Raw genomic sequence first — 14699 nt, 5'->3', positions numbered from 1 at the left:
AAGTAATGTCTTTATGTATTCTTATTTCCTATTTGCATAGTAAAATTCATACCTTTTAATAAAGAAAATCCTAATCATTCTTTAAAAACAAGGCAGTCACCATTATATCATAAAAGGTTTTCTTTAGGCAGAAATTCACAAAATAATCACTAATGCTCATATGAAATAAGATGAAAACAATGTGGTTGGAACTGATAAACTTATTTTTTCAATTCACTTTCTACTTCACCAAGTTGAGTAAGAATTTTTGCGTTTCCCCTGATTTTTATTGCAGAAGTATGCTCAGTAAATTGAGCAATTAGCACTTCTCCTTTATCCAACTTCTCTGAATGGTGAAATTTTGTATCTGATCCTCTAGTTAAGCCGATCACGCTGACACCATCATCATTTGCTTTTATTACGATATATTCACTATTTGCAGTATTACGTTTTTCCATTTAATCACCTCAGTTGCTTTAAGAAAAATTGGCTAATATTTTATTAAAGAAAGTACCTCTGATCGAGAAATAGCATCATCAGCAAGAACGCCGCGGACTGCAGTTGTTACGGTTTTAGAGCCAGGTTTTTTTACACCGCGCATGGTCATACACATATGTTCTGCCTCGACCACCACCATCACTCCGTGTGGCTCTAACTTTTCCATCATACTGTCAGCAATCGTTGATGTAATCCGTTCCTGGAGTTGTGGTCTCTTTGCAACTGCTTCTACAGCTCGTGCTAATTTGCTTAAACCTGTAACCCGGCCATTTTTGGGAATATACGCTACATGTGCTTTACCAAAGAAAGGCACGAGATGGTGTTCACACATGGAATAGAACGGGATATCTTTAACCAATACTAATTCTTCGTGATCTTCACTAAATATTGTTTCAAAATGCTTCTTCGGATCCTCGTTTAATCCGCTAAAAACTTCCTCATACATTTTTGCTACCCGTTTAGGTGTATCAAGCAAGCCTTCACGGTTTGGGTTTTCTCCGATTGCTTCTAATATTAAACGTACCGCTTCTTCAATTTGGGCACGATTCACTTGTGACATAGTTAGATTCCCCCTAATGTTCTGTCAAGAATAGATGACAAATACATATTAGCACAATCTTTTTAGTTCAAGCAAAAAAAGTAGAAAAAAGGCCATGGACTAAAGCCATGACCTTTTTGCTTAAGCACTCGCTTATAGCAATAAATTTATGTAATTATTTTACTGCATCTTTAAGTGCTTTACCTGGTTTAAAAGCTGGAACTTTGCTAGCAGCGATTTCGATTTCCTCACCTGTTTGAGGATTACGACCTTTACGAGCTGCGCGCTCACGTACTTCAAAGTTTCCAAAACCGATTAGTTGTACTTTATCACCATTTTTCAAAGCATCTAAAATCGCATCAAAAACAGCATCAACTGCTTTAGTAGCGTCCTTTTTTGAAAGTTCGCTTGCTTCAGCAACTGCATTAATAAGTTCTGTCTTGTTCATGCCATTCACCTCCTCCCAAAGAATTATCAAGATTCGCAAATAAGATTACTTATCTACATTTCTAAACAATTTTTCTAATTTCTATACGTCATAGCGCGGTTTTATTACCAAAGTAACTATAAATACCTAAATTGGTAACTAGAATCTATTTTTTTAGAAAAAAACCTTATGAAATAAGGGTTCAAACGCTATAATGTAATCACGTTAAAAGATTATCATAATCAATTCAGCATATCAAGAAGATTTCATGAAATAATGGTAATCTTTTCTTTTGTTCATCATAATTCTACTTAATTTGACCCTTTTTGGTACTTTCTCACATCTAAGGGCTTAGTAACCATTGGTATGACTCCTATTAACAACAAAAAAAAGACCCCGATAAGGAGTCCATAGCCTATAGGATAATGGCAATTAAACCGCCTGAGCCTTCGTTGATAATTCTCTCTAACGTTTCTTTCAGTTTATATCTTGCATTTTCCGGCATTAAGGAAAGCTTTGCTTGGATTCCTTCACGGACGATAGAGCTTAATGAACGCCCGAAGATATCAGAGTTCCAAATGGATAACGGATCATCCTCAAAATCCTGCATTAAGTATCTTACTAGCTCCTCACTTTGCTTTTCCGTACCAATAATTGGAGCGAATTCTGATTCAACATCCACTTTAATCATATGAATCGATGGAGCTACGGCCCGCAGCCTTACACCAAACCGGGCACCTTGACGAATAATTTCCGGCTCTTCTAGGCTCATATCAGAAAGTGTTGGAGAGGCAATTCCATAACCTGTTTGTTTCACCATTTTTAAGGCATCCGCAATGTGATCATACTCTGCTTTGGCATGGGCAAAATCTTGCATTAATTCGAGCAAATGATCTTTCCCACGAATTTCTACCCCAACAATTTCTTTTAAAATATCATCATACAATTCATCCGGGGCAATTAAATCAATCTCAGCAACGCCTGAACCCATTTCAATTCCTGCTAATCCTGCTCTTTCAATGAATTCAAACTCACTAAAATGTTGGACAACTCGATCAACATCTCTTAATCTCTTGATATCTTTTACAGTTTCCTTGACAGCTTCTTGGTAGCTTTCACGCAGCCAATGGTTTTCTCTAAGAACCATTACCCAGCTTGGCAAATTCACATTAACTTCAAGCACCGGGAATTCATAAAGCGCTTCACGCAGGACATTCAAAACATCACTGTCGCGCATACTTTCAACACTCATCGCAATTACCGGGATATCATATTTCTCTGCTAAACTAGACCTTAGCGTTTCAGTGCTTGGATGGTAAGGCTGGGCACTGTTTACAACCATGATAAACGGTTTGCCAACTTCCTTTAGTTCGTTAATCACTCGTTCTTCTGCCTCAATATAATTACTTCTTGGAATCTCTCCGATTGTTCCATCTGTTGTAACTACCACACCAATTGTAGAATGTTCCTGAATGACTTTCCTTGTGCCAATTTCCGCAGCTTCATGGAAAGGAATCGGCTCCTCATACCAAGGGGTCGTAATCATTCTTGGCCCATTTTCATCTTCATATCCTTTAGCACCAGGGACAGTGTAACCCACACAATCAACTAGCCGGATATTGACATTTAATCCGTCATCGACATGAACCGTTGCCGCTTGATTAGGCACGAATTTCGGTTCTGTGGTCATTATCGTTTTTCCAGCTGCGCTTTGCGGAAGTTCATCTAGTGCCCGCGATCTCTCTGCTTCACTGTTTATATTCGGTAAAACCACAAGCTCCATAAATTTTTTAATAAATGTAGATTTCCCAGTCCTAACTGCTCCTACTACGCCTAAATAAATATCACCGCCTGTTCTTTCGGCAATATCTTTAAAAATATCAACCTTTTCCAAGTGATCCCCTCCCGATCATAGAGTAAAGTGGGATTAAACATCCATTTTAGGTATTTTTGGACAGTATATGTTTATGACGTTGTCCTATAATGTTATGACACTTTTCTAAAAGTTTTTTACCCCCTTATTAAAAAATTCAATAGGTTCGCTTGTATCTGTAGTGTCTGAACATTTTGTATTATGGAGGGTTTCAATATATGTTTAACGTTTATAGATATAGCAAAAAAAAACCCTTCTCCTACAATATATTTCTTAGGATAAGGGTTATGACTATTTATTCTTCTAAAAAAACTGGTTCATTGGTCTTAGGATCCCAGGTATATGGCAATGAGTAGGCTGGTACAAACATAGATTCATTAACCAAATAGGTACGAATATCTTCGCCGGGCTTAATTTTAATCTTTTTCTCCTTAAGTTTCTGATATAAGTCGGGACGATAATCAACATATACCTCTGCACTGCCTGTTATAACAAAGGATAAATTTTGATTTGAAAAAGGACTGACAATATATGGGGCTTTTTCAAACCCCAGTTGTTTAAAATCAAGTGAAAAAACATTTTTAGCTAGTTGTTTTTTATAAGGGGGATACCCTTTTGTCTTTATTCGTAATTTAATATCACGAATCGTATCAGTTATTCTTAAATCAAACAATTTTACAGTAGGTCTGGTCTCAACATCGACGAGCACATATTGAAAGATACCCCCATTTTCAAATGCATTTCCGGGGGGTTCAGCCATATATTTTGGCGTAATTTTTTTAAATTCAATCGGATACTTCTGATAAATGGGCGTTTCAGCTTCTTTTGTTTTTATCGGAAGGATCCCGCCATTATCCTCTCTAAAAGAATCTACAGCTGTTTGAACAGCTTGGATTTGATCCTGATAAGGGACTTGATTCTTTGTTAATTCCTTTTCGGGATACATGCATCCTGCAAGTAAAATAGCAGTTAATGCCAGAAAACTACCAAGTACATTCCACTTCATTCAATCACCTTTTTTATTTATGTATTTAACCCCATTATGTTAAGAAAACAATTAGTAGCGTTAGTCCTGAAACAATCATTAATAAGTAAGCGATAATTGCGGTAATAATACGGAAGATTCCTTTTAACTTATATCTGCTAAAATAAATTGTCATGATGGCAAGGAACATAAATCCCATGCCGGCAATCGATACCCACATTTTAAACATAGCTGGCGACACACTAAACTCCCCCTTTTTCGAAAATTAATTATATCACAAGCTATTACTTTTCTAGAAAAATTTTAAACTAAAAAACGTTCATCATCCTATATACACCAAAAAAAAACTGAAGTAAAGAGGGGCGAATTCTTTACTTCAGCTTTAAAGACTAATTACCCCATACTCCAGTGTCATACTACCAGGTTGCTTCGTTGCATTGTATGCAATCTACACACAATAGGTCTCACCGAATGTCTATTTATTAATAAAAATATTCCTCCGCAAGACACGGCTCCATCGCTGGTTTTGATTTTATTTTGAATATTTTTTAGTCGTCAATATTTCGTTCATCTAGAACATTAACTAAATCTTCCATTTCATGCGTTTTTCCACGAGCCATTAAAACATCGACGGCATCTATTGCGCTCTTCCCATTAAATAAAACATCATAAAGCGCAAAGGTTATCGGCATCTTTACATCATACTTTTTAGCTAATTGATAAGCTGCTTTGGTGGTTCTCACACCCTCTACAACCATCCCCATGTTATCCAAAACCTCTTCAAGGGTATTACCTTTACCTAATAGGTTTCCTGCTCGCCAGTTCCTTGAATGGACGCTTGTACATGTAACGATTAAATCACCGATTCCAGCTAGGCCAGAAAACGTTAATGGGTTAGCCCCCATTTTCGTACCTAGACGGGCTATTTCAGCTAAACCTCGCGTCATTAAGGCTGCTTTTGCATTATCCCCGTAGCCAAGCCCATCTGTTATTCCAGCTGCAAGCGCAATAATATTTTTTAATGCACCGCCAATTTCAACACCGATGATATCGGAATTCGTATAAACTCGAAAATTGTTATTAATAAATAAATCTTGAATTTTTCCGGCAGCATCCATATTTTCTGAAGTAACAGTTACCGTCGTTGGGTGGCGAAGGCTTACTTCTTCAGCATGACTCGGGCCAGAAAGAACCACGACATCCTTTAACAATTCATTCGGCATTTCTTCTTTGATAATTTCAGAGATACGCATTAAAGAATCAGGTTCAATTCCTTTACTTACATGTGCTATCGTAATCGGAGCTATTTGTACGGCTCGAATTTTTCCAATTACCTCACGTATTGCCTTGGTTGGAACTGCCAATATAATTGTATCTACACCAGTCAATGTATCACTTAAAGAAGCATACCCAACAATTAACTCTGAAAGAATAATTTCAGGTAAATATTTCTTATTTGTGTGCTTTTCATTAATTTCTTTCACTTGCTCTTCATTGTGGCTCCACAGACGGACCTCATGTCCATTGTCTGCAAGCACCATTGCCAATGCCGTTCCCCAGCTACCTGCTCCAATTACGGCTATTGCTGTTTTAGTTTGGTTCAATTTAAATCACACCTACTTTATATTTATTTTCTTTCTCTTGCATAAATTTTGATAGGGGTTCCTTCAAATCCAAAAGCATCTCTAATTCTGTTCTCTAAGAAGCGTTCATAAGAAAAGTGCAATAATTCAGGTTCATTAACAAACACAACAAAGGTCGGTGGTTTAACAGCCACTTGTGTCGTGTAATAAATTTTTAAGCGTCTACCATTGTCAGTTGGTGTTGGGTTCATTGCTACCGCATCCATAATCACATCATTAAGCACGCTTGTTTCAACTCTCAACGAGTGGTTTTCACTAGCCGTGTTAATCATTGGTAAAAGCGTGTGGATTCGTTTTTTTGTTTTTGCGGATAAAAACACAATGGGTGCATAACTAAGAAATAAGAAGTGCTCCCTAATCTTCTGTTCAAGTTCCTTCATGGTTTTCTCATCTTTTTCGATTGCGTCCCATTTATTTACAACAATTACAATCGCCCTGCCTGCTTCATGTGCGTACCCGGCAATCTTTTTGTCCTGTTCAATGATTCCTTCTTCGGCGTTAATAACAACAAGAACAACATCAGACCGTTCAATGGCTCTTAGGGCGCGGAGAACACTGTATTTTTCCGTAGTCTCATACACTTTTCCCTTTTTCCTTATTCCTGCTGTATCAATTATGACATATTTCCCCCCATTAAATGTATAGGGAGAATCGACTGCATCTCGTGTTGTACCTGCAATATCACTGACGATTACACGTTCTTCTCCTAATATCGCATTGACTAACGAGGATTTCCCAACATTTGGTCGCCCAATTAATGAAAACTTTACGACATCTTCACCATATTCAATTGGTTTGGTTTTAGGAAAATGTCTTGCTGCTTCATCCAATAAGTCACCTAATCCTAGCCCATGTGCTCCGGAAATAGGAATAGGCTCACCGAATCCTAATGAATAGAAATCATAGATTTGATCACGCATTTCAGGATTATCTATTTTATTAACAGCTAATACCACAGGCTTTTTAGACCTATAAAGTATTTTAGCCACTTCTTCATCAGCTGCTGTTACCCCTTCTCGACCATTTGTTAAGAAGATAATTACATCAGCTTCATCAATCGCAACTTCCGCTTGCTGGCGGATTTGCTCTAAAAAAGGTTCATCACCGATATCAATTCCACCGGTATCAATGACATTAAAGTCATGTGTTAACCACTCACCTGAACTATAAATTCGATCTCTTGTAACTCCGGGAATATCCTCAACAATAGAAATACGTTCACCGACAATTCGATTAAAAATAGTTGATTTTCCTACGTTGGGCCGTCCTACAATGGCAATAACAGGTTTAACCAATTACAATCGCCATCCTTTCTTTTCTATAATCAAATACAATTTAGTATGTTAGCATAGAGTGAAACTTCCTTCATGGGAGCTTATATCCCGTTCGTGCGGGATAATTCCCTTAAGTTCTTATTAAGTAAAGAAACCCTTCTGTCATCTAGAAGGGCCTAACTATATTATCTTATCAATGTTAATCCTTTCCCGCAATGATAAGCTGAATAAGAACTGTAGTTTACGATGATTTTTGCTTTCCTTTTTCAAAGAAATGAAAATAACTTTGCATAACTGTACCGACGTTTTCTAACGCACTCCACCCTACAAGCAAAAGTGCAGTTAACGAACAAACATCCAAGGAAGCGTATGCCCCAATCAAATAGGGAAATTGGAATTTATTTAATATAAGGGCATATAAAATCTCTCCTTGCATCGCACCAGCAAATAGGATCAGCAATCTCCCTTTTAACGTTTTTTGCAATAGTATGGCTAAATACCACAACACTATTCCCATCATCCATTCCTTCTTAAAAATAATCCAAATAGGATCAAAAATTTCAAATAAATGGAAGGTTACATAGGTGATTGAAATAATAACTGCACAAATAAAATAATAAATGATTGCTGTCCGTTTTTCCTGGCTTATGAATAAATAAGAAATGCCTAAAATAAATAATCCACTTGCCTGTATTTCAAATACACTGACCTTAATTTGAATATTAGATAAAATTAATACAATTAACACACTAGCTGCCAGTTTTATTCGATATGGATTTTGTTTTTCTAAAAGAAAGGTAAGATAAATCCAAAATGCCCAACAGGTCCAATAAAAAATTTCCCCTTCCACTTCATACACCTCCTATTATTTTCATTATTGGTAATCTTTATGTAGTTTCATACTTCCTTGAATAATATTTCCTTTGTGATTCATCTTATTAAGAGGAGGTGTGTAAGAATGGGAAAAGACCGACAAGAAAAGAAGTTACGTGAAAGTAGAAAAGTGGAGTCAGACCGTGATCAAGCATTGCACTACCCTGGTGCTACTAAGTTATCAAGCCCGGAAGAGGCACGGGGATTAAACGACGGGAAAAGGTAAGTAAAAAAGCTCTCGCGGTTGCGAGAGCTTTTTTACTTGATGGAACGCTGGGCAAAATTCTTCGTATCTATCCCTCTTTGATTTAACCAATGATAGGTATCACCGGATATAACCAGTGGTGCATGTTTTAATTCTGAAATGGTTTTTGCTCCTACAGCAGTCATGATCAGTTTTAATTCCTCGTGAAGGGTTTCGATTTCTGCTTGCAAAGCCTCGATCCCTTCTTTAACAAGGATTTTCAAGAAATAGCCTGCCAGTCCAATTGCATCTGCTCCTATCGCTAATCCTTTTGCGATGTCATGTGCTGACCTAATTCCTCCCGAACCAATGACCGAAAGATTATTAGAAACAGACGCTGCTTCAAAAATTGAAATTCCTGTTGGGATTCCCCATTGATTAAAAAATGATAGGGCTTTTTCCCTGCGCTTATTTTCAATTTGAGCAAAATTTGTTCCCCCGGAGCCGCCCACATCAACAACTTTAACGCCAATTGATTTGAGTGAATGAACCGTCTCCTTTGCCATCCCGAAACCCACTTCTTTCACTATAACCGGGACTGCAGTCTCTTTAACAATGGATTCAATTCTTTTAAGTGCACCGGAAAAATTTCGGTCTCCCTCAGGCATAGTTAATTCCTGAATGACATTTAAATGAATTTGCAGGGCATCCGCTTCAATCATCTCAATAGCAGCTTTTGCGTCTTCTGATGATGCTTCGCTCCCTAAATTTGCAATAATAACGCCGGTGGGATTCTCTTTGCGGACGATTTCGTAGGTATATTTTTGTGTTTTATCCTTTAAAGCAGACATTTGTGATCCAACTGCCATTGCTACGCCAGTCCTTTTAGCAACAATTGCCAATTCTTTATTGATACGATATGTTTTATCACCGCCGCCACCGGTCATCGCATTGATAAAAATTGGCGAACTTAAATAAAGTCCGCCAATTTCATGGTCTAATCCAACATCAAATACACCAATATCCGGTAATCCCTGGTGAATAAATTTAATATCATCAAATGCCGAAGAAGTATTTTGCCTATTTTCAAGGGCATAACGAATGTGGTCCCATTTTCGTTCAGATCTAGACACTTAAATCACCATTATTTTCCTAGATTCTTTAATTTATCACCAATAACTTCTCCAAGCTGGAAGCCTTTTGACTCTTCAGGGAGCTCATAATCATAGTTTTCCTCATACTCTTTTTCAAGAAGTTCTTTAATGCTTAAGGATAAACGTTGGTCCGACTCATTTGCTTCAAGGACTTTGACATCAACTTCCTGTCCTTCTTTCAATACTTCATGTGGAGTACCAATATGCTTATGTGCAATTTGAGAGATATGAACAAGACCTTCCACACCAGGAAATACTTCAACAAACGCACCATATGAAACCAATCTTTTCACTTTCCCTTTTAGGATGCTTCCCTTAGGTGCTTTCTCGGAGATATTTGCCCATGGTCCTGGAAGTGTTTCCTTAATTGATAAAGAAATTCTTTCATTATCACGGTCCACACTTAGTACTTTAACCTGTACTTGCTGTCCTTCGTGAACAACATCTGCTGGCTTATCTACATGCTCATAAGATAGTTGGGAAATATGAACAAGACCGTCGATGCCGCCAATATCCACAAAAGCTCCAAAGTCAGTAATTCTTTGTACTGTACCATCGATGATTTGGCCAACTTGGACTGCACTAAGACGATTTTGTTTTTGTTTACCTTTTTCTTGTTCAACAACTGCTCGATGAGATAGAATTAAGCGATTCTTTTCCTTATCAAGTTCAACAATTTTAAAGGTTAGGAAGCGACCTTTATAATCACTGAAATCTTCTACAAAATGAGCTTCAACAAGGGATGCCGGTACAAAACCACGAACCCCGAGATCCACCACTAAACCACCTTTTACAACGTCCTTAACCTCTGCTTCAAAAACTTCACCCGTTTGGAATTGTTTTTCTAAACTCTCCCAAGCTTTTTCTGCATCTACTTTCCTCTTAGAGAGGATGATTGCTTCTTCCTCAACTTTTAAAACTTCTAACTCTAGATCATCACCATCTTGGACGGCATCAGATGCTTTTTCAATATGCAGACTTGAAAGTTCACTGATTGGGATAATCCCATCAAGTTTGCTGCCTTGGATAGCCACATGCACCTGCTTTTCTTCTACTTTCGTAACTTGTCCGGTTACTTTATCCCCAATTTCAAAGCTTTTCACTTCTACTTGATTTAATTCTTCCGACATATGTATTCCTCCTTAATCCATTTACTCCTAAAATTCTATATATGAACTGGTGGATGCCACGCAGCATACAACAACATATACAACAAACCTAAAAGCAGTGAATTTTCAAAAAAAACTCTTTCCACTAACTTCTTACAAATAGCCTTTTTTGTCAAGCAGAACCTATTGATGTTCTATTATAAGTTTTTCAATCTTTGACATGATTAATTCAGTCACTTGTTCTGCAGAAGCTTTCTCTTTTCTCATTTCTTCCAGATCAATTGGTTGTCCATAGACCACCTTTAATTTCCGGAAACTTTTATAAGGGCCAATTACTGCACAGGGCACGACCGATGCGGTTGACCTTAGAGCAAAAAAACCAGCCCCGGAAAGCCCCTTTCCTAATTCCCCGTTCTTACTCCTTGTTCCCTCTGGAAAAAGACCGAAAACATGGCCATCCTTAAGAATCTTTAAGCCTGTTCTAAGTGCTTCCCGATCATTAAATCCCCTTTTCACCGGAAAAGCATTACATTTTCTAACGATATTACCCAAAACAGGTACTCTAAAAATCTCTTCTTTTGCCATGTAATGCACAGGGCGCGGTGCCATTATTCCAACAATAATGGGATCAAAATTATGGATGTGATTCGAACAAAGAAGGACTCCGCCTTCTTTAGGAAAATGTTCTAATCCGGTAGCTTCAACCCTGTAAAGTGGTTTAAATACACCCGTAACCACTGATTTCGCAAAATCATAAAACGTCACACCTATCCAATCCTTTCATGCACCAACACCATTATTTTTTCTACAACATCTTGAATGGTTAAAGAGGTTGTATCGATTTCAACTGCATCATCGGCTTTTTTCAATGGTGCTACTTCTCTCTCTGAGTCGATTTTATCTCTACGAGCAATTTCTTCTTTTAACTTTTCTAAGTCAGATGGAAATCCTTTTTGGATATTTTCATTATGACGTCTTTCCGCTCTTTCCTCGACACTAGCAAGTAAAAATACCTTTACCTCTGCACCTGGTAGTACATGCGTACCAATATCTCTTCCATCCATTACGACTCCGCCTTCAGTTGCAAAAGCTTGTTGTCTTCTGACCATTTCTTCACGGACCTTCGGATGTTTAGCAACATAGGAAGTCGAATTTGTTACTTCAGCAAAACGAATTTCATTGGTAACATCTCGATCATCCAAGAATACTAACTGACCTTTATCAGATGGTTGCAATTGAATAACTGTTGAAAGTAATGTCTCTAATAACATACCTTCATCTTCTAAATTCAGTTGATTCATAATTGCTTTATATGTCAACGCTCGGTACATCGCACCTGTATCGATATAAATATAAGAAAGTTTTTCCGCCACAATTTTTGCAACTGTACTCTTACCGGCTGCAGCAGGGCCGTCTATTGCGATTGATATTTTTTTTTCCATAAATCCTCCTATATGCCATCATGATTGATTCAGATGTTGTCTACTATTTATTTTACCACAAGATATATCAATGCCTCTTTTTTTACCCGGATAAAAATGAAAATTAATAGTCATTTGTTTATTAATCAAAAGAAAGCAGGCAGGCCTGCTTTCTCATTTTCCCTGGAAGGTCTCAAGAATTTCAGTATATGTATTTTCATTTACACCTTCATATTTTGTCAATTGTTTTACTCGAGGAAAGACATCGAGTTGATGGAAAAATAATTGCGCAAAAAATAGAAAAATAAACTGTATGATAATAACTTTAATTAACACTCTTTCTACCTTTTTCATACGATCCACTCCATCAATCAATATATATATTTATTATTGGAGTTTATTGAAAAAAATATAAGGAAAAGCAAATGCTTTTCCTTATAACACATCTTCATATACAGCCTCAGCATTCTTTAATTTTTCAACCTCTTCTTCTTCACCACTTTTTGCATTTATAAAAATACGATAGGTGTCGTTATCGATTGTCCCAAGGAATTCGTAGCATAGCACTTCTTTGTTCAAGTCATTTATTATTATTGCCTGTCGGTTTTCCATTACTTTAAAGTTAGGATTAACCTTTGCTTGAGCTTGTTTTACGGAAATGGAAGGTTTCTCAATTTTTCTAGTCTGAAAAGATTTTAAATACTCCTCAGCGGATACACCAATAATATCCCCATTGTCCAATGCAACCTTAACTTTAATCGCTTCTGGGTAAATTCTAATACCATTAATTTTCGAAACAAAATTGAAAACACCGATATTGTCATATTGTGTGCTTTCAAAAATCTCTAAATCTTTAAAGCCCGTTTCTTTAAGGAAAGTTGCTGCCTTATTATCGGCATCATTTAAACTAAGAACTTGTTTTTTAACATCTCGATGGTGAATAAACCAAATTGGATGGCCCACTTTTTTGGTAATGTCCATACTTGCTTCATCATTGGTTTTCTTATTCTTTATCGATACACTATAAAACCCATAGTCGGATCCTTTTCCATTTTCAGTAACCTTAACCTCTGAATTCCCATCAATCTTCATATACCTTTTGGCTATGTTGATTGCCTCTTGTTTGGAAATGGTTTTTCCTTTTATTTTTTGATAGTTTTCATCCTTTTTTTGCATATTTACAAAAGTAGGACCCATATCGGTTTCTTCGTACCCTGTTACAGTCTTTTCTACTGATTTAAAACCATCAATGATTGTATTATCAGTTGTTTCCTTGCCAGAGGCTAAGGCAAGCTCTACATCCATCCAGCGAAGGTTATTTTTTAATACCATATGCTGTACGTTTCGTAGGTCATCCTGAATATCACCAGATTGCTTATAAAGTACCTTTAATGTGTTATATTCGTCTTTTGACAATGGTTCCTTGTCCAAATCTCTAACAGCGGTTCGATAGCTGAAATTTCCAATTTTCGCTAAGAATTCTTCTGTCTTGTTAAAGGGCAATAATGTTAATGGTAGTTGGCCAACATCACCGTGTGCTTCTGAAGTGATTCTCCACACCTCTATTAACGATGGAGACAAGGAATGCCTTGAATTCATTGCAAGAGTTGTCCCAATCTTATCGTGTAATAAATCCACTTGATAGGAAAGGTCATGGAATGCGCGTTGATAAGAATTTTCCGCATTTAAAAGAATTGCATTTTTTTCTTGATGCTCTTGGTAACCCCAATAAGCTGTCCCCGCAACACCTATAGCGAGAACTCCTATTAATATTCCTCTAATCATTTCTATTCACCTCTCTACTTGCAAAAAATATGTTTCCCGATTCGTTTTATTTGTGGTCTGCCCCATATCCAGCCGCTCGTAGCAGTATCCGGGTTAAAATAGTATAAAGCCTCACCAGTTGGATCCCAGCCATTGATAGCGTCTATAACCGCTTTTTTTGCATTTTCATTTGGTGTCAGCCAAATTTGCCCATCCGCTACAGCGGTGAAAGCACCTGGCTCGAATATCACTCCTGAAACGGTATTTGGAAAAGTTGAACTATTTACTCTGTTGAGAATAACTGATGCAACAGCTACCTGACCGGTATAGGGCTCTCCTCTTGATTCTCCATAAACAGCATTAGCCATCAACTGGATATCATTTTGTGAAAAACCATTTGGTGTATTAGCAGCTGTAGGCTTTTTAGGTGCAGCTTTTTTGGGTGCTGTGTTATTTTGTGGTGCCTTTTGTTTTGGTGCTTTGTTTGCAGGATTTGGGGTGCTTTGCTTACTTTGATCTACCCCGCCATAATGTGTAAAATCATTTCCGGCATTCATTTGTTTTTTTACAAACTGTTCATTGTACTTGCTTGCTTTAGCTAGTTTTAATTTTGTTGGCCATCCCGCTAATCCATCAATCGGCAGCCCAAATTCAGATTGAAAATTTCTTAGCGCCCAATACGTACTCCATCCGAATACCCCATCGATCTTCCCATTATAAAAGCCAATATATTGAAGTCTGGATTGTAATTCGATCACGTCATCGCCTACAGCTCCTTTTTGGATAATCTGATTAGAGAACGCTCGAACCTCCTTGCCTTCAAAAAAAGATGATGTCCCAAGCACAAGAAAGATTAGTATGAAAAGTTTTAGTAGGATTTTTTTCTTTAACATGGAATATTAACCCCCAATGTAAATCTTTTTGCAGTAAACCTATTTTTTGTTTTATTGGTATTTTTATTCCAAGTAAGTGAGAAT

Annotated in this window: 17 protein-coding genes; 1 reads left to right on the top strand and 16 read right to left on the bottom strand. The window is 37.3% G+C overall.

Going from position 1 to position 14699, the window contains the following annotated elements; genetic code table 11:
• Positions 1-200: 200 nt before the first annotated feature.
• The 9 genes from mtrB to RCG22_RS23610 form a co-directional block, all read right to left on the bottom strand.
• The gene (mtrB, locus tag RCG22_RS23650; RefSeq protein WP_066257208.1) at positions 201-437 is read right to left on the bottom strand and encodes a trp RNA-binding attenuation protein MtrB; all 237 of its coding nucleotides are present in this window, start codon (positions 435-437) and stop codon (positions 201-203) included.
• Between the two features lie 32 nt (positions 438-469).
• A complete protein-coding gene (folE, locus tag RCG22_RS23645; RefSeq protein ID WP_066257211.1) occupies positions 470-1036 on the bottom strand; it encodes a GTP cyclohydrolase I FolE in 567 nt (188 codons plus the stop codon).
• A gap of 154 nt (positions 1037-1190) precedes the next feature.
• Complete coding sequence (gene hbs / locus RCG22_RS23640; RefSeq protein ID WP_024030636.1) at positions 1191-1463, bottom strand: non-specific DNA-binding protein Hbs; 273 nt, start codon at positions 1461-1463, stop codon at positions 1191-1193.
• Positions 1464-1857: 394 nt separating this feature from the next.
• Positions 1858-3336: a stage IV sporulation protein A gene (gene spoIVA, locus RCG22_RS23635; protein WP_098261644.1), complete on the bottom strand. Its 1479-nt coding sequence runs from the start codon at positions 3334-3336 to the stop codon at positions 1858-1860.
• 274 nt (positions 3337-3610) lie between these two features.
• Complete coding sequence (locus RCG22_RS23630; RefSeq protein WP_308104940.1) at positions 3611-4321, bottom strand: hypothetical protein; 711 nt, start codon at positions 4319-4321, stop codon at positions 3611-3613.
• A 34-nt stretch (positions 4322-4355) separates the two neighbouring features.
• Positions 4356-4541 (bottom strand): DUF2768 domain-containing protein, encoded by a 186-nt coding sequence (locus tag RCG22_RS23625; RefSeq protein WP_066257226.1) that lies wholly within the window; start codon positions 4539-4541, stop codon positions 4356-4358.
• 307 nt (positions 4542-4848) lie between these two features.
• Positions 4849-5841 (bottom strand): NAD(P)H-dependent glycerol-3-phosphate dehydrogenase, encoded by a 993-nt coding sequence (locus RCG22_RS23620; protein WP_308107234.1) that lies wholly within the window; start codon positions 5839-5841, stop codon positions 4849-4851.
• 86 nt (positions 5842-5927) lie between these two features.
• The gene (gene der, locus RCG22_RS23615; protein ID WP_098261647.1) at positions 5928-7238 is read right to left on the bottom strand and encodes a ribosome biogenesis GTPase Der; all 1311 of its coding nucleotides are present in this window, start codon (positions 7236-7238) and stop codon (positions 5928-5930) included.
• A 220-nt stretch (positions 7239-7458) separates the two neighbouring features.
• Positions 7459-8067 carry a YphA family membrane protein gene (locus RCG22_RS23610; RefSeq protein WP_308104939.1) on the bottom strand — a complete coding sequence of 203 codons (609 nt, stop codon included), beginning with the start codon at positions 8065-8067 and terminating at the stop codon, positions 7459-7461.
• A gap of 108 nt (positions 8068-8175) precedes the next feature.
• Between RCG22_RS23610 and RCG22_RS23605 the strand changes: the two genes are divergently transcribed.
• On the top strand, positions 8176-8316 hold the full coding sequence (locus tag RCG22_RS23605) for a YpzI family protein (protein ID WP_308104938.1): 141 nt from the start codon (positions 8176-8178) through the stop codon (positions 8314-8316).
• A 32-nt stretch (positions 8317-8348) separates the two neighbouring features.
• Here the strand turns inward: RCG22_RS23605 and fni are convergent, their stop codons facing one another.
• The 7 genes from fni to sleB all read right to left on the bottom strand — a co-directional run bounded on the left by fni (position 8349) and on the right by sleB (position 14615).
• Positions 8349-9407 carry a type 2 isopentenyl-diphosphate Delta-isomerase gene (gene fni / locus RCG22_RS23600; RefSeq protein ID WP_308104937.1) on the bottom strand — a complete coding sequence of 353 codons (1059 nt, stop codon included), beginning with the start codon at positions 9405-9407 and terminating at the stop codon, positions 8349-8351.
• Positions 9408-9418: 11 nt separating this feature from the next.
• Positions 9419-10558: a 30S ribosomal protein S1 gene (gene rpsA, locus RCG22_RS23595; RefSeq protein WP_308104936.1), complete on the bottom strand. Its 1140-nt coding sequence runs from the start codon at positions 10556-10558 to the stop codon at positions 9419-9421.
• 162 nt (positions 10559-10720) lie between these two features.
• Positions 10721-11302: a lysophospholipid acyltransferase family protein gene (locus tag RCG22_RS23590; RefSeq protein WP_308104935.1), complete on the bottom strand. Its 582-nt coding sequence runs from the start codon at positions 11300-11302 to the stop codon at positions 10721-10723.
• Positions 11303-11304: 2 nt separating this feature from the next.
• Complete coding sequence (gene cmk, locus RCG22_RS23585) at positions 11305-11979, bottom strand: (d)CMP kinase (RefSeq protein ID WP_308104934.1); 675 nt, start codon at positions 11977-11979, stop codon at positions 11305-11307.
• Positions 11980-12132: 153 nt separating this feature from the next.
• Positions 12133-12312, bottom strand: a complete 180-nt coding sequence (locus RCG22_RS23580; protein WP_098261654.1) for a YpfB family protein — start codon at positions 12310-12312, stop codon at positions 12133-12135.
• An 81-nt stretch (positions 12313-12393) separates the two neighbouring features.
• Positions 12394-13743 (bottom strand): germination protein YpeB, encoded by a 1350-nt coding sequence (gene ypeB / locus RCG22_RS23575; protein WP_308104933.1) that lies wholly within the window; start codon positions 13741-13743, stop codon positions 12394-12396.
• Positions 13744-13757: 14 nt separating this feature from the next.
• Positions 13758-14615 (bottom strand): spore cortex-lytic enzyme, encoded by an 858-nt coding sequence (gene sleB / locus RCG22_RS23570; protein WP_308104932.1) that lies wholly within the window; start codon positions 14613-14615, stop codon positions 13758-13760.
• Positions 14616-14699: the final 84 nt, after the last annotated feature.

This window comes from Neobacillus nitrireducens (genome assembly GCF_030915405.1).
Taxonomy (GTDB): domain Bacteria; phylum Bacillota; class Bacilli; order Bacillales; family Cytobacillaceae; genus Neobacillus.
The sequence above is the reverse complement of the archived record's forward strand: the minus strand, read 5'-3'. Positions and strand labels throughout refer to the sequence as shown.